Below are 18,488 nucleotides of genomic sequence, written 5' to 3' on the forward strand. Positions count from 1 at the left end.
CCACTCCGGCTGGCACCGTCATCCACACCGGCGACTGGAAGATCGATCCGGAGCCGACGATCGGGCCGAAGACCGACGAGGCGCGCTTCCGCGCCTATGGCGACAAGGGCGTGCTGGCGCTGGTCTGCGATTCGACCAATGCGCTGCGGGAAGGGGAATCGCCTTCGGAAGTGGCGGTCGGCGAGGGGCTGAAGGGCGTCATCCAGAGCGCCAAGGGCCGCGTCGCCGTCACCACCTTCTCCTCCAATGTCGGCCGCATCGTTTCCATCGCCAGGGCGGCGCGCGACGCCGGCCGCCAGTGTCTGGTGCTCGGCCGTTCGCTGAAGCGCGTCATCGATGTCGCCGGCGAGCTCGGCTACATGGACGGGCTGCCGGAGTTCATCGCCGAGGAGGATTACGGCTTCATCCCGCGCGAGAACCTGGTCATCATCTGCACCGGCAGCCAGGGCGAGCCGCTGGCGGCACTTGCCAAGCTGTCGCGCGACGAGATGAAATCGGTGTCGCTGACGGCCGGCGACACCGTGGTGTTTTCCTCGCGCACCATCCCCGGCAACGAGAAGGCGATCCTCGAGATCAAGAACCGGCTGATCGACCTCGGCATGAAGATCGTCGAGGACGGCGATGCGCTGGTGCACGTCTCCGGCCATCCGCGCCGCAGCGAATTGCGCAAGATGTATGAATGGGTGCGGCCGCAGATCGGCGTGCCGGTGCATGGCGAGGCGGCGCATCTGGTGGCGCAAGGGTCGCTGATGTCGATGTCCGGCATCGGCCAGGTGGCGCAGGTGCGCGACGGCGACATGCTGAGGCTCTATCCGGGCGCCGCGACCATTGTCGACCAGGTGCCGTTCGGCCGCGTCTACAAGGACGGCCGGCTGATCGGCACCGACCAGGCGATGGGCATCCGCGACCGGCGCAAGCTGTCCTTTGCCGGTCATGTCGCCGTCAATGTCGTGCTCGACGACAAATATGAGCTTGCCGGCGATCCCGACCTGGTGGCGATCGGCGTCGCCGAGGCGGACGCAAGCGGCGAGACGCTGGAGGACCTGATGCTCGATGCGGCAATCGGCGCCGTGGACTCGATCCCCCGTCAGCGCCGAAAAGACCTCGACCTGGTGCAGGAGGCGGTGCGCCGCGCGGTGCGCGGTGCCGCCAACGAAGCCTGGGGCAAGAAGCCGCTGGTGACGGTGTTCGTCACGCGGTGACGAACAAGGGAATAGGGGAGTACGGCAGTAGGGGAATAGGGAAGAATAAGCAGTCTGTATTTGTTCAGACTCGTTTCCCTACTCCCATACTGCCCTACTCCCTTACTCCCCTAAAGCGGAGCGCTTTATGCTCGGACGCCTGAACCATGTCGCGCTTGCCGTGCCGGATCTGGCCGCGGCAATGGCGGCCTATCGCGACACGCTCGGCGCGCTCAGCCGCGCGCCGCAGGCGCTGCCGGAACATGGCGTGACCGTGGTGTTCGTCGATGTCGGCAACACCAAGATCGAATTGCTGGAACCGTTGGGCGAGAACTCGCCGATCACAGCGTTCCTGGAGAAGAACCCCTCGGGCGGCATGCACCATGTGTGCTATGAGGTGGATGACATCGTGGCCGCGCGCGACCGGCTCAAGGCCAGCGGCGCGCGCGTGCTGGGTGACGGCAGCCCGAAGATCGGCGCGCATGGCAAGCCGGTGCTGTTCCTGCATCCCAAGGATTTCTTCGGCACGCTGGTCGAACTGGAGCAATCATGAGCTGGGTCTCGTTCATCGCGCTGTTCTTCGCCACCTGGTGGGTGGTGCTGTTTGCCGTCCTGCCGTTCAGCCTCAGAACCCAGGATGAGGACAAGGATGTGACACTGGGCACCGTTCCCAGCGCGCCGCGCGGACCGCATATGCTGCGTGCGGCGTTCCGGACGACGATCGCCACGCTGGTTCTTCTCGGCATCTTTTACGGCATCACGCGGGGGCTTGGCCTCGGCATCGACGACATCCTGCACATCGTGCCGGACTTCAACCAGACGCCGAAGAATTAACGACGCAGTCGACCCAAAGTCATCCCATTGCTTGCGACTCGCTTCAGCCGGAAATCCGATAGCCGGCTGTCGAACTCTCGTTGAGATGACGTTAGGTGAAGCAGTTTGGCAACCTGCCAGACTAAGCAGATGATTGCACAAAAAAAATGCAAGGCACGAGGCCTTGCAATTTAAACGCGTCCGATCTGTTTCCGGTGTCCGGCGGCAGCGAGTGACCGCGCCTAGATCGCATCCTCCCAAGACTTTGACCGCGTAGGAGAGCAGATTATTTTCCGCCCTCTCGGTTATCGGGGCACACTAGCCTAAGGCAGATGAAATTGTCACGAAGAATTTTGCCCGCAAACGGGCAATATCGTGCTGCACTGCACAATAGTACGGCAGGCCTTGCTTGTGAAACGATCAACCGGGCGGTTGCGGCACTTCGGGCGCTCGCTCGGGTTTCCAATCCGCCATGAAATGGCTATGAAGCCGGGGCAAGCAGCCCATGCCGCGCCGATTCCGGCGAGGCCATCCTCTCTCACGGACCAGTCCATGCGTTTGTCGCGCTATTTCCTGCCCATTCTCAAAGAAAATCCGCGCGAGGCCGAGATCGTCTCGCACCGGCTGATGCTGCGCGCCGGCATGATCCGCCAGCAGGGACAGGGCAGCTTCTCCTGGCTGCCGCTCGGCAAGCGGGTTCTGGACAAGGTTTGCCGGATCATCCGCGAGGAGCAGGACCGCGCCGGCGCCCTGGAGATCCTGATGCCGACCATCCAGTCGGCCGAGTTGTGGCGCGAAAGCGGCCGCTATGACGACTACGGCAAGGAGATGCTGCGCATCAAGGACCGGCAGGAGCGCGAGATGCTCTACGGGCCGACCAATGAGGAAATGGTCACCGAGATCTTCCGCGCTTATGTGAAGTCCTACAAGGACCTGCCGCTCAACCTCTACCACATCCAGTGGAAATTCCGCGACGAGGTGCGGCCGCGCTTCGGCGTTATGCGTTCTCGCGAATTCCTGATGAAGGACGCCTATTCCTTCGACCTCAACTACGAGGGCGCCAAGGCCGCCTACAACCGGATGTTCGTGTCCTATCTCAGGACGTTCACGCGCATGGGCCTGCAGGCGATCCCAATGCGCGCCGACACCGGGCCGATCGGCGGCGACCTAAGCCACGAGTTCATCATCCTGGCCGACACCGGCGAGAGCCAGGTGTTCTGCCATCGAGACTATCTCTCGCTCGCCGTGCCGGGCGCGAACACCGACTTTTCCAACGACGCCGAGATCGCCGACATCGTCAAGACGTGGACGACCCCCTATGCCGCCACCGACGAGATGCATGACGAGGCGGCCTGGGACAAGGTCTCCGAGGGCGACAAAGTCTCGGCGCGCGGCATCGAGGTCGGCCATATCTTCCATTTCGGCGAGAAGTACTCCAAGCCGATGGGCGCCAAGGTGACCGGGCCCGACGGCAAGGATCATTTCGCTTCGGGCGGCTCCTACGGCATCGGTCCCTCGCGGCTGGTCGCGGCGATCATCGAGGCGAGCCATGACGACAACGGCATCATCTGGCCCGACGCGGTGGCGCCGTTCGACATCGGCCTGATCAACATGAAGGTGGGCGACGCCGAATGCGACCGCGTCTGCGACGAGCTCTATGCCGCACTCTCCGGCGCCGGCAAGGACGTGCTCTATGACGACACCGACCAGCGGCCGGGCGGCAAGTTCGCCACCGCCGACCTGATCGGCCTGCCCTGGCAGGTGATCGTCGGGCCGCGCGGCGTAGCCGCCGGTGAGATCGAGATCAAGAACCGCAGGACCGGCGAGCGCGAGACGCTGCCGATCGAAGCGGCGAAGAAGCGCCTCGGTATCGCCGCATGAGCCAGGCGGCCGCAGCCAAAGCCCCGGCCGTCAAAGCCCCAGCCGCCGGCGCCTTTTCGGTGTTCGAGCGCATGGTTGCCTGGCGCTACCTGCGCTCGCGGCGCAAGGAGACGGTGATCTCGGTCATCGCCTCGATCTCCTTCCTCGGCATCATGCTGGGGGTGGCCACGCTGATCGTCGTCATGGCGGTGATGAACGGGTTCCGCGCCGAGCTGTTGACCCGCATCCTCGGCGTCAACGGCCATCTGATCGCGCAGCCGCTCGATTCGCCGCTCGAGGACTATGCCCAGGTGGCGAGCCGCATCAACGGCGTGGCAGGCGTCAAATACGCGATTCCCCTGATCGACGGCCAGGTGCTGGCGCAAGGCAATGTCGGCGGCGGCACAGGCGCGCTGGTGCGCGGCATACGCGGCGAGGATCTCGGCAAGATCTCGATCGTCTCCGGCAACATCAAGCAGGGCACGCTGGACGGCTTCGACACCGGCGAGGGCGTGGCGATCGGCAAGCGCATGGCCGAGAATCTTGGCCTCGTGCTCGGCGACACCATCACGCTGATCTCGCCGGAAGGCGACGTGACGCCGCTTGGCACGACGCCGCGCATGAAGGGCTACAAGATCGCGGCGATCTTCGAGGTCGGCATGTCGGAGTATGACAGCTCGATCGTCTACATGCCGTTCTCGGAGGCGCAGCTCTATTTCAACATGGACGGGCGGGCGCAGACCATAGAGATCTATGTCGACAATCCCGACAATGTCGATGCGCTGAAGCCGCTCGTCGAGCAGGCGGCGCAGCGGCCGATCGACCTTGTCGACTGGCGCCAGCGCAACGAGACGTTCTTCTCGGCGCTGCAGGTCGAGCGCAACGTTATGTTCATGATCCTGACGCTGATCGTGCTGGTGGCGGCTCTGAACATCATTTCCGGCCTCGTGATGCTGGTGAAGGACAAGGGTCACGACATTGCCATCCTGCGCACGATGGGCGCCTCGCGTGGCGCCATCCTGCGTATCTTCCTGATGACGGGGGCGGCCATCGGCGTCACCGGCACTGTCGCCGGCGTGCTGCTCGGCGTCGTCATCTGCCTCAACATCGAATCGATCCGCCAGTTCTTCTCGTGGATGACGGGCAGGATCCTGTTCAATCCCGAGCTTTATTTCCTCAGCCAGCTGCCGGCGAAGATGGACCCGCGCGAGACGACCTATGTCGTCATCATGGCGCTGGTGCTCTCCTTCCTGGCGACTGTGTTTCCGGCATGGCGGGCCGCCCGCCTCGATCCGGTCGAAGCCTTGAGGTACGAGTGATGGCCGAGGCCATTATCGAGCTGAAGAGCGTCGAGCGGCACTATGTCCAGGGCCCGCGCAAGCTCACCATTCTTAACGGCGCCGACTTTTCGCTGCGGCGCGGCGAGATGGTGGCGCTGGTGGCGCCGTCCGGCACCGGCAAGTCGACGCTGCTGCACACGGCCGGGTTGCTTGAGCGGCCCGACGCCGGCGACGTGATTCTGAGCGGGCGCGCCTGCGGCCGGCTCTCCGACGAGGAACGCACGGCCATCCGCCGCAACGACGTCGGCTTCGTCTATCAGTTCCATCACCTGCTGCCGGAGTTTTCCGCGCTGGAAAACATCATGATGCCGCAGCTGATCAAGGGGCTGACGCGCAAGGAGGCGGCCGAGCGGGCGGCACAGCTGCTCGACTACATGCAGATCGGCAAGCGCGCGCATCATCGGCCGTCGGAGCTCTCGGGCGGTGAGCAGCAGCGCGTGGCAATCGCGCGCGCCGTCGCCAACGCGCCGCTGGTGCTTTTGGCCGACGAGCCGACCGGCAATCTCGACCCGGTCACCGCTTCCTATGTGTTCGAGGCGCTGGAGGCGCTGGTCAGGCAATCGGGCCTCGCGGCGCTGATCGCCACCCACAACCACGAGTTGGCATCGCGCATGGATCGGCGGGTGACGTTGGCCGAGGGCAAGGTCGTCCCCCTTTAGGTCACGGCGATATTCGGGTGAGGCCGGCCTGCGAAAGGCGGCTTCCTGCGCTTCCGGTGCTCACGTACTTCAAGTGCGCTCCGCTCCGGTTCTCGGAACCCACCATTCTCGACTCGGCCTGCCCCGAATCTCGGCGTGCACGGCGACCTGACTGCCAAGACTTTCTGTCCGCCGTGAACGCAAGACCGGCGCGCATTCGCCTGTCAACCTTTCCTTAACCCTGCCGGATTGAGGGCCCGAAATTTCCGGGCGGCGCCTTTTTGCGGTCGTTGACATTCGAACAAAATTAGAACAAATTACGAACATACTAACAACTGGAGAGAGTTATGTCGGACCTTGTTCAGGATGTTGTGTCGCTCGTTTGCATGAGCACGTTTCTGATTTCCATGGCGATCTGGATCGGCGCCATGTGAGGACCATGCCTTGCGGCCGGCTGTCGCAAGCGCTTCGACGTTAAGCTTTTCTTGTCCGCCAAGACGCTAGGTTGCACCGAAGACAGGGAGCAATACCGGTGTCGCCGATCGTGATGGCCATCCTCCTGGCCGGCAATCTCGGACTGATTTTTCTGCTGATGACCGTGCCGCTGGGTTTGCGTACGGTCACGGTGTCCCGGCTGGTGGCGGCGGACCGCCATCGGCTCTGGCAGGCGCTATGGCCGTTCGGCAGCGATGCCGGCTGGTCGGGCGAGATCGTTTCGACGCAGGCACTGGATGGGGAGGGCATGGCCCGGATCACCCTGTCCTGGGAGGGGCGCGATGGCCAGCCGATCGAACGCAGGGTCGCGCTTGAAAATGTCGTCGAGGCCAGCCGGTTCTCCATGCGCGTCCTCGACGATTCTTCGCTCGATGCCTCGTTCTGGGCAAACTATCGCGAAACCATCGAGCTCGCGGCCGAAGGCGGCGCGACCCGGGTGAGTCTCAGCCAGACCGATCGCTATCGCGGCGTCGCGTTCCTGATCTTCCGCTATTTCGCCATGCGTCGCGAGCTCGGCAAGCTGCAGCGCTGGGCGAGGACCGGAGAGTATCGCAAGGGCGGCTGGTTCGAGCATCCGCTGAGCCAGGTCGGATTCGCCGTGCTTTCGGCCTTCATCCTGTGGCCGTTCTTCGGCCTCAGCCTTGGCGGCCTGGCGCTGGCCGCGATCCTGACCTCGGTGGTCGCCCTGCACGAGCTCGGCCATATGGCGGCATTCCGGCTGATGGGACATAGCAGGGCGCGCATGATCTTCATCCCGCTGCTCGGCGGTATCGCCATCGGCGGCAGGCCCTACGACAGCCGCTTCGAGGTGGCCTTCGTGGCGCTGATGGGCGCCGGCTTCTCGGCCTTCCTGGTGCCCGTGCTGATTGCCGCCAGCGGGCTTGCCAGAGGCGAGGGGCATGGCGCAGTCGCCGCGCTGCTGGCGACGCTGGCAGGCTTTTCCGCGCTCTTCAACATCGCCAATCTGGTGCCGGTGTGGAAGTTCGACGGCGGCCAGGTGCTGCGCCAGATCTGCCCCGGACCGATCGCGCTGGCACTGGCTTCGTTCCTGCTGCTGTCAGCCCTGCTGGCGCTCGGCTGGCTGGCCGGCTTTTCGCCGGGCTTCCTGCTTGCGGCCGGCGTCGTGTTCCTGATCCTCAGCCTGCTCACCATGGGCAGCGCGGTGAAGCCGCGCCATGAGCTGAAGCCGATTCGCACCTTGGACCGTTTCGCCATGGCCGGCGCGCTACTCGCGGTCTTCGCCATCCACGGCTACGGGGTGCTGTGGGCGTCGGCGCAACTGGTCTGAGCCGAATTCGGCATAGGCTTCAGCCGGCCTTGCGGATCGCCTCGACGGCTGAAGCGGCGGCGGGGCCGAACGCATGTTCGAAAGCGGATTTCAGCGCCAGGTCAAGGTCGGCCATGGTCACCGGCAGGCCGAGGTCGACCAGGCTGGTCACGCCATGGTCCTCGACGCCACAGGGCACGATGCCGGTGAAGTGTCCGAGTTCCGGCTCGACATTGATGGCGATGCCATGAAAGCTCACCCAGCGCCTCAGCCTGATGCCTATTGCCGCGATCTTGTCCTCGGCCGGCGTGCCGTCGGCAAGCGCAGGGCGGTCCGGCCGCACCACCCAGACGCCGACCCTGTCCTCGCGCCGCTCACCGCGCACGTTGAAGGCGGCGAGCGTCGCGATGATCCACTCTTCGAGCGCGGCAACGAAAGCGCGCACATCCTCGCGTCGGCGCTTGAGGTCGAGCATGACATACGCGACCCGCTGGCCAGGACCGTGATAGGTGTATTCGCCGCCGCGGCCCGCCGAAAAGACCGGAAACCGGTCGGGCTCGATCAGGTCCTCGATGCGGGCGCTGGTGCCGGCCGTGTAGAGCGGCGGATGCTCGACCAGCCAGACCATCTCGCCGGCGGCACCGCTGCGGATCGCCTCGGCGCGCGCCTCCATGAAGGCGATCGCCTCGGGATAGGCGGTGAGGCCAGGCTCGATCACCCATTCGACAGGTGCTGAACCGGGCAGGGGCAGGAACGACGTGGCGATCTGGCTGCGTTCTGGCATGATAAATCTCTTGTGCCCTCTCATATGGCGGCAATGGCTGCAAACGTCCAGTTCCCCGGCATTTTCCGAAGCTGTGGGACGTTATGCCGGCAGCTCTGTCCGATGCATGTCGTTCCCCCAAAACCGCTACGCACTTTTGGGCGACATGCATTGGCGAATATTCCGCGCGGCGCACTTGTTTCGCCGGAAACGATTTGCTACAGGCCCCGAGCCGGTTCGTTCCGGCTCCTACCACGTGCGGTCGTGGCGGAATTGGTAGACGCGCAGCGTTGAGGTCGCTGTGGGGCAACCCGTGGAAGTTCGAGTCTTCTCGACCGCACCAATCTCTTCCCGAAAGTTCCTTTGAACAGCCTTTGGACTTAGGCTGGCGCGAGCGCTTGCGGCCGCCCGCGCGGGGCAAATCAGAAGCGATCGCCTGTAGAAATCAATGCCGCCGGTGATGCAGGCAGCTCGGCAAAGGCCGGTCCTACCCCGTCCACCCCAGCCCCGCCGAGATGCAGTTGATCGAGACGAGCAGGGCGTCGGTCGCCCGCTTTTGATCCGCTGCGCCGGTATTGGCGCGAACTTCACGCAGCAGATCGACCTGCAGCCGGTGGATGTCATCCATCTGTCGCCGCAGATTGTCGAAACGCCGCTTGAACATCGGAAAGCGCGCGGAGAGATCGCCTCCCGTGAGGTCGCCGATCAGGCGTCGCGTCAACTCATATTCAGCGGCGATGCGGGCGTGGATTCGTCCGGCCGCATCGCTGTCGGACACCAGGCCGGCGTAGAGCCGCGCGATCTCCATGTCGGACTGGTAAAGCGTCTTCTCGGCCTCGTCGACGATCAGGCGGAAGAAGCGCGAGTGCTCGAACATGCGGGCCAGAAGGTCGCGCCCGGCCTCGCCGCGCACGGTGACGAAGGAGCTCATCGCGCTGCCGATGCCATACCAGCCGGTCAACAGATGACGGTTCTGGCTCCAGGCGAACACCCATGGAATGGCGCGCAGGTCGGCGATGCCGCTGGCGCCAAAACGGCGGTCCGGCCGCGAACCCATTTTCAAGAGCGCCAGCTCCGCGACCGGGCTCGCCTGGTTGAAATAGTTGAGGAAGCCGGGCTCGGCCATCAGCCCGGCATAGGATGCCTGCGACATGCCTGCCAGCGCTTCCAGCGCTTCGTCGAACTCCGGCGCTTCCTTCAGCTCGACATCGCCGGGCGATCCTACACTGTGAGCCAGCACGCCAGCGGCGAGAATCTCGAGCTGGTTGAGGCCGGTGCCGCGATTGGCGAATTTCGACGAGACGACCTCGCCCTGCTCGGTCACCCGCATGGTTCCGGCGACGGTGCCTGCCGGCTGCGCCGCGATTGCCCGCCCGGTCGGCGCACCGCCACGGCTGACGGAGCCGCCGCGGCCGTGGAAGAAACTGATCCTGACCTTGTGCTTGCGCCCGATCGCCGCGAGGCGCTTTTGCGCTTTTGCCAGTTCCCAATTGGAGGCCAGGAAACCGCCGTCCTTGTTGGAGTCCGAATAGCCGAGCATGATTTCCTGGCGCGCGCCGAAATCTTGCACCGTGCGCCTCACCAGCGAAACGCCGAGCAATCCGTTCAGGATGCCCGGGGCGGCCTGCAGATCGGCGATGGTCTCGAACAAGGGCACGATCCGCAGCCGGATTGTGCCGCCGCCACCGGGCGCGGTCGAAAGGCCGCAATATTGCGCCAGCAGATAGACAGCGAGCAGGTCGTCGGCCGAGCGGGTCATGCTGAGAACGAAAGCGCCGACCGCGTCGCCATCCGATCCGGAGATGTGCCTGGCGATGACCGAGAACGTCGAAAGTAGTTCGCCTGCTTCAGGCGAGAGCCGGTCTGCGTTGATCTTCAGCTGCTCGCCCTGGCTCAAGGCAGCACGAATGCGCGCCGACCATAGCGGCGTGCCGACTGCCACCGGGTCAGCGGGATTTGTCAGCGCAAACAGCTCGGCCAGCACGCGGTTGACGACCGTGGAGTTCTGCCTGACGTCGAGCGAAACCGTGCGGAAGCCGAAGCTTCCGACCTGCCAAAGCAGCGGCTGGACGAAACGCCTGGCTACCGCGCGTCCGCCGATCGCTTCGAGCACTGAAGACAGGGCGTTGAGATCGGTCCGAAACGCCTCCGCCGAGGGGTACGCTGGCGTCCCGCCATCCCGCGTGGCGATCAGCCGGGCAAGCAGGGCCGAGGCGAACTGGCGAAGTGGTTCGTCAGGGTTGCGGGCGGCGAGCTCGTGTCCCTGTCCGCTTTTATCGAGCGCCGTTTGCAGCACCGGCTCGAAGCTGGCCGGCAGGTCGATAACGTTCGAGCTGGCGCTGAGCACCGACACCAGCCGCTGCACCTGCGCCAGATACCAGCCTATGGCGGTATTGCGGTATTCGGCCATGGCATGGGCCGTGACCGCGGCCGTCACGTTGGGATTGCCATCGCGGTCGCCGCCGATCCACGAAGCATAGCGCATGAAGGAGGGAACTCTGATCGGCTCTTCCGGATAGTGACGCTCGAAGGCGCCTTGGAGCTTGCCATAGAGCTGCGGCGTCGCCTCGAAGATGACTTCGCGAAAGAAATGCAGGCCCCAGGCGATTTCGCGTTCGACCGTCGGGCGCTCCAGCCGCAGTTCACCCGTCATCCACAAAAGCTCGATTTCGCTTTCCAGATCGGCGACCAGCAGGTCGCGCTCGCGCGGCGCCCAGCGCGGCTGGTCGAGCTCGGTCAGCTTGCGATAGATACGGCGGTGGATCTCCAGCACCGTGACGCGCTTGGCCTCCGTCGGGTGCGCGGTCATGGTCGGGCCGACACAAAGCTCGCTGAGCGCCGTCTGGACTTCTTTCGCGGAGTGACCGTTCGCTGCCATCTGCGCGATCACGCTGGCAAAGGACCCGGGCACCTCATCGACACCGGCGCCTTGTTCGAGTTCGCGGCGCGCCCGCATGGCAAGCAACTCGTCGGCAATCGCCAGCAACTGGAACCATACGCCGCTCGCCTGGAGCGCCGGGATGCGCTGCTCGGGGGCGAGGGAGACAAGCGACCTGCGTCCGCTCAGAACGGCGGCGATCTCCGGCTCGCGCGCGCTTGCGACCTGAAGCAGCAGGCGCAACAAAAGGCTGCGCTCATCCTCACGAAACTTGATGCGTCTGCTCTGTTCCAAAGCGCTCTCCTGATCCCGTCCGCATCGGCTGCCGCTGTGGCCGCGCCCTGAATCGAGGGTGGCGCCGGCTGTCAGGCGACCCGGTCGGGAACCGGACGCCCCTCGAAGAAGGCGGTCAGGTTCTCCACCACCTTCATGCCCATCGCCACCCGCGTTTCCTCGGTCGCGCTGCCGAGATGCGGCAGCAGCACGACATTCTCCAACTGCTTCAGTGCCTCCGGAACGGCCGGCTCCTCGGCAAAGACGTCGAGGCCAGCGCCGGCGATCTCGCGCCTTTGCAGCGCGCCGATCAGGGCGTCCTGGTCGACGACGTCGCCGCGCGCGGTGTTGATCAGGAACGCGCTATCCTTCATCAACCGCAGGCTTCGGGCATCGATCAGATGGCGGTTTTCCGCGCCGCCCGGACAGTGCAGGGACACGAAATCGGATGCCGCGAGCACACCTTCCAGAGTCTGCATCTGCACCGCGCTCATGGCGCGCGTCTCCTCATCATCGACCGGCGAGCGATTGAAGAACACGATCTTCATGCCGAAGCCGAAATGCGCGCGCCTGGCCGTCGCCTTGCCGATGCGCCCCATGCCGACAATACCCAAGGTCTTGCCCGACACCTTCGCGCCGGCCATGTGGGTCGGTGACCAGCCGCGCCACTCTCCGGCCCGCAGCTGCCGTTCGCCTTCACCGGTCCGGCGCGCGACAGCCAACATCAGGCTAAGCGCGAGGTCGGCGGTGCAATCGGTCAGCACGCCAGGCGTGTTGGTCACCACGATGTCGCGGTCGCGGGCCGCCGCGACATCGATATGGCTGAAGCCGACGCCGAAATTGGCGATGATGCGGGTGCGGGCGTCGCCGTCGGGAAACACGGCGGAAGGCAAGCGGTCGCTGACCGTTGCCAGGATGGCGTCAAAATCCGCGAAGGCGGAAGTCATCGCGGCAGCACTCAGCGGCGTGTCGTCTGCGTTGAGGGTCGTGTCGAAGCGCTCGGCGAGGATCGCTTCGACGGCGGCCGGCCATTTGCGGGTGACAATCAAACGCGGTTTCATCGAATTTCCTGCCGATCGACGGGCCGCCGCGATGCTTGCGCCGGCCCGATACAGACTTTCACTTGCGTTATGTGGCCTTCAGCGGCCGTCACGCCGCCTTCTTGGTCCGCGCCAGCGTGTCGGCCACGACCTCGCCAAAGGAGGCGGGAGTCGGCACGATGACGACGCCGGCTTCCTTCAGGATCTCGACCTTTTCCTGCGCCGACTCGCCGAAGGCGGAGATGATCGCGCCGGCGTGGCCCATGCGGCGGCCCTTCGGCGCCGAAAGCCCGGCGATGTAGGCGATCAGCGGCTTGCGCATGTTGTCGCGCGCCCAGATCGCGGCTTCGGCTTCCTGCGGACCGCCGATCTCGCCGATCATGACCACGGCGTCGGTATCCTCGTCGCGTTCGAAGAGCTGCAGGATGTCCTTGAAGGACGAGCCGTTGATCGGGTCGCCGCCGATGCCGACGCTGGTCGACACGCCGATGCCGAGCGCCTTCATCTGCGAGGCCGCCTCGTAGCCCAGCGTGCCGGAGCGGCCGACGATGCCGACGCGGCCGGGGAGGTAGATGCTGCCGGGCATGATGCCCATCAGCGCCTGTCCGGGCGTGATGACGCCGGCGCAGTTCGGACCGACGAGGCGCATGCGGTCCTCGAAGCGATAACGGCGCATGTAGCGCTTGACCTGCATCATGTCCTGCGACGGGATGCCGTCGGTGATGCAGACGCAAAGCTTGATGCCGGCGTCCGCCGCTTCCATGATCGAATCGGCGGCGAAGGGCGGCGGCACGAAGACAATGCTGGCCTCGGCGCGGGTCTCGCGCACGGCGCCCTTGACGGTGTTGAAGATGGGCAGGCCGAGATGGGTCTGGCCGCCCTTGCCGGGGGTGACGCCGCCGACCAGCTTGGTGCCGTAGCGCTTCATGTCCTCGGCATGGAAGCTGCCGATCTTGCCGGTGAAGCCCTGGACGATGACGCGGGTGCTGCGATTGAGCAGGATTGCCATTTTTTCGGTCTCCCTCAGGCTGCTTTTTTCTTCTTGGCGGCCGCGCGCCAGGCGGCGACGGCCTTTTCGGCGGCTTCGGCCAGCGTGTCGGCGACGATCACCGCCTCGCCGGAATCGGCCAGGATCTTGCGTCCTTCCTCGACCTTGGTGCCGGAGAGCCGCACCACCAGCGGCACGTCGACGCCGACTTCGCGGATCGCCTTGATGACGCCTTCGGCGACCCAGTCGCAGCGGTTGATGCCGGCGAAGATGTTGACCAGGATGGTCTCGACATTCTTGTCGCCGAGCACGGCGCGGAAGGATTTCGCCACCCGCTCCGGAGAGGCGCCGCCGCCGATGTCGAGGAAGTTGGCCGGCTCGCCGCCGGCGATCTTGATCATGTCCATCGTCGCCATGGCGAGGCCGGCGCCATTGATGATGCAGCCGATATTGCCCTCCAGGCCGACATAGGAAAGGCCGCGGTCACTGGCGAAGGTTTCGCGCGGGTCTTCCTGGCTCTTGTCGCGCAATTCGGAGATCTCCGGGCGGCGGAACAGGGCGTTCTCGTCGAACGACATCTTGGCGTCGAGCGCGACCAGGCTGCCGTCGCGGGTCACCACCAGCGGATTGATCTCCAGCATCGAGGCGTCGTAATCGCGGAACACCTGGTAGCAGCCGAGGATGGTTTCGGTCGCCTTGCCGATCAGATTGCTCTCGAGCCCGAGGCCGAAAGCGATCTCGCGCGCCTGGAAGCCCTGCATGCCGACGCCGGGATCGACCGTGGCGCGGATGATCGAATCCGGCTTCTTTTCGGAGATATCCTCGATCTCCATGCCGCCGGCGGCCGACGCCACGATCATGACGCGCTCTTCCTTACGGTCGAGCACGAAGCCGAGATAGAGCTCCTGGGCGATGTCGACCGCCTCCTCGAGATAGAGGCGCGAGATCAGCTTGCCGCGCGGGCCGGTCTGCTGGGTCACCAGCTTGCGGCCGAGCATGGCTTCGGCGGCGTTGGAGATTTCCTCGTCGTTGGCGCAGAGCTTGATGCCGCCGGCCTTGCCGCGCGCACCGGAGTGAACCTGCGCCTTCAGCACCCATCTCGAGCCGCCGATCTCGCGCGCCCGGTAGGTCGCCTGCTCGGGGCTGTAGGCGAGGCCGCCGCGCGGCACGTGCACGCCGTGGCGGGCGAGCAGTTCCTTGGCCTGATATTCGTGAATGTCCATTTTTTCCTCCGAAAACTCTTAGTGGGTCGCGGCCTGGCCAGCGCGCTCGATCGCCTCGCTGACCACCAGCACGTTGCGCGCCATGCGTTCCGACGCCGCGTCGATCATCTTGCCGTCGAGCGCAGCCGCGCCCTTGCCGAGCGCCTCCGCCTCCTTCAGCACCTCCAGGATGCGCCTGGCGCGGGTGACCTCTTTCTCCGGCGGCGAGAACACGTCGTTGGCGAGCGCGATCTGCGATGGATGGATCGCCCATTTGCCTTCGATGCCGAGTGCCGCGGCACGCCTTGCGGCCGCATTGTAGCCTTCGGGATCGGAGAAATCGCCGAACGGCCCGTCGATGGCGCGCAGGCCGTAGGCCCTGCAGGCGACAGTCATCCGCGACAAAGCGAAATGCCACTGGTCGCCGGGATAGTCGGGATTGAGGCCGCCGATGTTGACGGTGCGCGCCTTGTTGCTTGCGGCATAGTCGGCAACGCCGAAATGCATCGCTTCCAGCCGGCCCGGCGTGGCAGCGATCGCCTCGACATTGGCCATGCCGAGCGCTGTCTCGATCAGCGCCTCGAGGCCGACGCGAGTCTTGTAACCCTTGGCCATCTCAATCTGGTTGACCATGGCCTCGACCATATAGAGGTCGGCCGGGACGCCGACCTTCGGAACCAGGATGGTGTCCAGCCGATCGCCGGCCTGCTCCATGACGTCGACCACGTCGCGATACATGTAGTGCGTGTCGAGGCCGTTGATGCGCACCGAGACGGTCTTGCCCTTGGCGCGCCAATCGATGTCGTTGAGCGCCTCGATGATGTTCTTGCGGGCGCGCTCCTTGTCCGGCGGCGCGACCGCGTCCTCGATGTCGAGAAAGACGAAGTCGGCGGCGCTGTTCGCCGCCTTTTCGATCATCTCCGGGCTCGAACCCGGAACCGCCAGCTCGCTGCGCTGCAGCCGGAGCTTCTTCAGGTGGTTGATGGTGTGGCTCATGGTCGGTCCTCCTCAGGCGGCTTCGGCAACTGGCACGGCGGCCGAGGCGCGGAAGTGCTGGATGGCGGCGCCGACGCCGGAGCCCGGCGCCAGCTTGACGCCGCAGTCGAGCAGCGTCAGCTCGGCGGCCGACAGCGAGGCCAGCACCATCACCTCGTTCAGCCAGCCGAGATGGCCGATGCGGAACACTTTGCCGGCCACCTTGTTGAGGCCGCCGCCGAGCGATGTCTGGTAGGTCCCGTAGGCTCGCTTGACGACGTTGGCGCTGTCGATGCCTTCGGGCACCAGGATGGCGCTGACCGTATCGGAGTGCCATTGCGGAGTCTTGGCGCACAGCTTCAGGCCCCAGGCGTCGACGGCCTTGCGCACGCCTCCAGCGAGGCGATGGTGGCGAGCGAAGATGTTCTCCAGCCCTTCCGCGGCGATCAGGTCGAGCGAGGCGCGAAGGCCACGCAGCAGTTGTGTGGCCGGCGTATAGGGGAAGTAGCCCGTATCGTTGACGCGGATCATGTCCTCGAAGGAGAAGTAACAACGCCGGTGGGTCGCGACCCGCGACGCGGCAAGCGCCTTCTGGCTGACCGACAGGAAGCCGAGGCCGGCCGGCAGCATGAAGCCTTTCTGCGAGCCGCTGACGGCGCAGTCGACGCCCCATTCTTCCTGACGGAAGTCGATCGAGCCGATCGACGAGACGCCGTCGACGAAGAGCAGGGCAGGGTGGTTTGCGTCGTCGAGCACCGCGCGGCAGCCGGCGACATCGCTGGTGACGCCGGTCGCCGTCTCGTTCTGCGTGCAGAACACAGCCTTGATGCGGTGCGCCTTGTCGGCCTGCAGCCTCTCGGCATAGAGCTCGAGCGGGACGCCGGTTCCCCATTCGCAGTCGATGACGTCGACCTCGAAGCCGAGACGCTCGGCCATGTCGACCCACAGGTGCGAGAATTGGCCGAAGCGCGACATCAGCACCCGGTCACCGGGGCTGAGCACGTTGGTCATTGCCGATTCCCAGGCGCCGGTGCCGGACGACGGGTAGATGAAGACGCGGCCGGTCTCGTTCTTGAAGACCTTCTTGATGTCCTCGAACAGCGGCAAGGTCAGATCCGGGAACGAGGAGGCGCGCATGTCCTCCATCGGCAGGTTCATGGCCTGCCGGACCTGCTCCGGAATGTTGGTGGGTCCTGGAATGAAAAGATGGGTGAACCCAGCCATGCTCGAACTCCTCCGGTCGTTTGGGATGGTAGAGGAAGTGTCGTTTGGGTGGGCCTGAGCAACAACACTCTGGCGGGTAAGTTGTCACCGCGCGCGGGTAGGCCCAGCCTACCCGGTCGTCCTACCCGAAAGGCGATTTGGGCGCGCGGCGCTTCTCGCTCGAATAAAGCGCGACCGCCATGGCGCGGTTGCGGACGTCGAGCTTGTCGTAGAGATTCTTGAGGTGATACTTCACCGTATTCTCGGAAATCCCGGTTCGCGTTGCGATCTGCAGATTGGTCCATCCGTCAGAAAGCACCGCCAGGAGCTCACGCTCGCGCACGGTGAGCTGGGCCAACGGCGTGTCATTGACCTTGTTGATGTCGATGTAAGGGATGCAGATGCGGCCATGCGCCACCGCCAGGATGGTCTCGAAGATGATCGGCGGATCATCGAACTGGAAGCAATAGCCCTGGGCGCCGAGCCGCACGCACTGCTTGAGGATGCCGATGTCATGGTCGTTGGAAAAGACGGTGATGCGCACGTCGAGCTTGCGGCTCTGGACTTCGGCCAGGATGTCGGCACCGTCCATGTCGGAGAGCTTCCAGCCGATGACGGCGACGTCGAATTCAGGTTCCGCAGCCAAGTCCAGGAATTGCTTGCCGCTCTGCACCGAAGCCACGAGTTCGAAGCGGCCGTCGCATTCCAGCATTTCACGAAGGGCCGAGACGACGAGCGGATTGCGTTCGGCGACGATCACGCGAACGCGTCGCTCCTCAATTGACCCGTTTCCTCTCTCCGGCTTCGTCGTCAAGGGTTTCCGGTTTTTCTCTTTGCGGCCGGGGCGAGCCCGATCGTGGTCCTGCATTCTGACAATTCTGCCGCAACCGCGCGGGCGTGCTCTTTCCCCAGCGACATGCGCTGTCGCGTCGCCTGAAGCCGGACCGGCATCCTCTTTTGGTGGAATCGGCTTTTTCGGTGGTTACCGGACGATGTCTCCTACCAACGGAATTGATCGGGCGGGAAAGAGCGTATTTCGTTTGATATACCCGGGCGTTAGAGCGATAGGTTCGCAAATCGAATCGTGCTGCCGAACCATCATTCTTTCGCGCGTCGGATTTCCCAAATGCGGTTTCCCCTTTGGGTTCGATGCTCTAGACCTGAACTCTAGCTTTTCCGGAATCCTGACGGCGGGAGGCGCTGGTGGAAGCCCAGGACAATCAGACGACCGACGCCAGGCCGCATGAGGAGGCCCACGCCGACATCTATGGCGAGGACGGCGCCGTCCTGTCGTCCTTCCTGGCCCATGTCGGCGCGGCCATCGCCGACCGCGACACGCTGACCCTCAAGCGTGACGTCGGCGACCTGCACCAGTCGGAGCTTGGCGACCTGCTCGAGGCGCTGCATCCGGAGCAGCGCCGCGCGCTGGTCGAACTGCTCGGTTCCGACTTCGACTTCTCCGCGCTGACCGAGGTCGACGAGGCGATCCGCCTCGACATCGTCGACAATCTGCCGAACGAGCAAATCGCGCAGGCGGTGCAGGAGCTCGATTCCGACGACGCGGTCTACATT

15 protein-coding genes, 1 tRNA gene and 1 pseudogene are annotated in these 18,488 nt (G+C 64.8%); 9 read left to right on the forward strand and 8 right to left on the reverse strand.

The window, feature by feature from the left end:
• The 7 genes from EN742_RS05045 to EN742_RS05075 all read left to right on the forward strand — a co-directional run.
• On the forward strand, positions 1-1,202 hold a 1,202-nt coding region (locus EN742_RS05045; RefSeq protein WP_148670030.1), incomplete at its 5' end, for a ribonuclease J.
• 127 nt (positions 1,203-1,329) lie between these two features.
• A complete protein-coding gene (gene mce / locus EN742_RS05050; protein ID WP_128332507.1) occupies positions 1,330-1,734 on the forward strand; it encodes a methylmalonyl-CoA epimerase in 405 nt (134 codons plus the stop codon).
• On the forward strand, positions 1,731-2,015 hold the full coding sequence (locus EN742_RS05055; RefSeq protein WP_128332508.1) for a DUF1467 family protein: 285 nt from the start codon (positions 1,731-1,733) through the stop codon (positions 2,013-2,015). Before mce ends, EN742_RS05055 begins: the two co-directional genes overlap by 4 nt.
• Positions 2,016-2,546: 531 nt before the next feature.
• On the forward strand, positions 2,547-3,875 hold the full coding sequence (proS, locus tag EN742_RS05060) for a proline--tRNA ligase (protein WP_126054036.1): 1,329 nt from the start codon (positions 2,547-2,549) through the stop codon (positions 3,873-3,875).
• A complete protein-coding gene (locus EN742_RS05065; RefSeq protein ID WP_126054037.1) occupies positions 3,872-5,173 on the forward strand; it encodes a lipoprotein-releasing ABC transporter permease subunit in 1,302 nt (433 codons plus the stop codon). The genes proS and EN742_RS05065 overlap by 4 nt, the downstream gene beginning before the upstream one ends.
• On the forward strand, positions 5,170-5,853 hold the full coding sequence (locus EN742_RS05070) for an ABC transporter ATP-binding protein (RefSeq protein WP_189347389.1): 684 nt from the start codon (positions 5,170-5,172) through the stop codon (positions 5,851-5,853). Before EN742_RS05065 ends, EN742_RS05070 begins: the two co-directional genes overlap by 4 nt.
• 511 nt (positions 5,854-6,364) lie before the next feature.
• Entirely contained in the window at positions 6,365-7,615 is a 1,251-nt protein-coding gene (locus EN742_RS05075) for a site-2 protease family protein (RefSeq protein ID WP_126054039.1), read from the forward strand.
• A gap of 19 nt (positions 7,616-7,634) precedes the next feature.
• Here the strand turns inward: EN742_RS05075 and lipB are convergent, their stop codons facing one another.
• Positions 7,635-8,378 carry a lipoyl(octanoyl) transferase LipB gene (lipB, locus tag EN742_RS05080; RefSeq protein WP_126054040.1) on the reverse strand — a complete coding sequence of 248 codons (744 nt, stop codon included), beginning with the start codon at positions 8,376-8,378 and terminating at the stop codon, positions 7,635-7,637.
• 237 nt (positions 8,379-8,615) lie between these two features.
• Here lipB and EN742_RS05085 point away from each other — a divergent pair.
• Positions 8,616-8,700, forward strand: a tRNA-Leu gene (locus tag EN742_RS05085).
• A 144-nt stretch (positions 8,701-8,844) separates the two neighbouring features.
• Here EN742_RS05085 and EN742_RS05090 read toward each other — a convergent pair.
• From EN742_RS05090 to EN742_RS05120, 7 genes are all read right to left on the reverse strand, one after another.
• On the reverse strand, positions 8,845-11,529 hold the full coding sequence (locus tag EN742_RS05090; protein WP_128332509.1) for a phosphoenolpyruvate carboxylase: 2,685 nt from the start codon (positions 11,527-11,529) through the stop codon (positions 8,845-8,847).
• A gap of 71 nt (positions 11,530-11,600) precedes the next feature.
• Positions 11,601-12,569 (reverse strand): D-glycerate dehydrogenase, encoded by a 969-nt coding sequence (locus EN742_RS05095; protein ID WP_126054041.1) that lies wholly within the window; start codon positions 12,567-12,569, stop codon positions 11,601-11,603.
• A gap of 88 nt (positions 12,570-12,657) precedes the next feature.
• The gene (sucD, locus tag EN742_RS05100) at positions 12,658-13,557 is read right to left on the reverse strand and encodes a succinate--CoA ligase subunit alpha (RefSeq protein ID WP_126054042.1); all 900 of its coding nucleotides are present in this window, start codon (positions 13,555-13,557) and stop codon (positions 12,658-12,660) included.
• Positions 13,558-13,571: 14 nt separating this feature from the next.
• A complete protein-coding gene (locus EN742_RS05105) occupies positions 13,572-14,759 on the reverse strand; it encodes a malate--CoA ligase subunit beta (RefSeq protein ID WP_126054043.1) in 1,188 nt (395 codons plus the stop codon).
• Positions 14,760-14,777: 18 nt separating this feature from the next.
• A complete protein-coding gene (locus EN742_RS05110) occupies positions 14,778-15,734 on the reverse strand; it encodes a CoA ester lyase (RefSeq protein WP_126054044.1) in 957 nt (318 codons plus the stop codon).
• Between the two features lie 12 nt (positions 15,735-15,746).
• The gene (locus EN742_RS05115; RefSeq protein WP_126054045.1) at positions 15,747-16,937 is read right to left on the reverse strand and encodes an aminotransferase class V-fold PLP-dependent enzyme; all 1,191 of its coding nucleotides are present in this window, start codon (positions 16,935-16,937) and stop codon (positions 15,747-15,749) included.
• A 121-nt stretch (positions 16,938-17,058) separates the two neighbouring features.
• Positions 17,059-17,730 (reverse strand): response regulator transcription factor, encoded by a 672-nt coding sequence (locus EN742_RS05120; protein ID WP_126054046.1) that lies wholly within the window; start codon positions 17,728-17,730, stop codon positions 17,059-17,061.
• A 389-nt stretch (positions 17,731-18,119) separates the two neighbouring features.
• Here EN742_RS05120 and EN742_RS05125 point away from each other — a divergent pair.
• Positions 18,120-18,488, forward strand: a pseudogene (locus tag EN742_RS05125) (magnesium transporter); the annotation flags it as partial.

This window comes from Mesorhizobium sp. M4A.F.Ca.ET.020.02.1.1 (assembly GCF_004022645.1).
Lineage (GTDB): Bacteria > Pseudomonadota > Alphaproteobacteria > Rhizobiales > Rhizobiaceae > Mesorhizobium.

What these genes read in the sequence shown, in the direction of transcription:
- mce (WP_128332507.1), top strand. Translation starts at nt 1,330, where the DNA reads ATGCTCGGACGCCTGAACCATGTCGCGCTTGCCGTGCCGGATCTGGCC.
- EN742_RS05055 (WP_128332508.1), top strand. Translation starts at nt 1,731, where the DNA reads ATGAGCTGGGTCTCGTTCATCGCGCTGTTCTTCGCCACCTGGTGGGTG.
- proS (WP_126054036.1), top strand. Translation starts at nt 2,547, where the DNA reads ATGCGTTTGTCGCGCTATTTCCTGCCCATTCTCAAAGAAAATCCGCGC.
- EN742_RS05065 (WP_126054037.1), top strand. Translation starts at nt 3,872, where the DNA reads ATGAGCCAGGCGGCCGCAGCCAAAGCCCCGGCCGTCAAAGCCCCAGCC.
- lipB (WP_126054040.1), bottom strand. Translation starts at nt 8,378, where the DNA reads ATGCCAGAACGCAGCCAGATCGCCACGTCGTTCCTGCCCCTGCCCGGT.
- EN742_RS05095 (WP_126054041.1), bottom strand. Translation starts at nt 12,569, where the DNA reads ATGAAACCGCGTTTGATTGTCACCCGCAAATGGCCGGCCGCCGTCGAA.
- sucD (WP_126054042.1), bottom strand. Translation starts at nt 13,557, where the DNA reads ATGGCAATCCTGCTCAATCGCAGCACCCGCGTCATCGTCCAGGGCTTC.
- EN742_RS05105 (WP_126054043.1), bottom strand. Translation starts at nt 14,759, where the DNA reads ATGGACATTCACGAATATCAGGCCAAGGAACTGCTCGCCCGCCACGGC.
- EN742_RS05110 (WP_126054044.1), bottom strand. Translation starts at nt 15,734, where the DNA reads ATGAGCCACACCATCAACCACCTGAAGAAGCTCCGGCTGCAGCGCAGC.
- EN742_RS05115 (WP_126054045.1), bottom strand. Translation starts at nt 16,937, where the DNA reads ATGGCTGGGTTCACCCATCTTTTCATTCCAGGACCCACCAACATTCCG.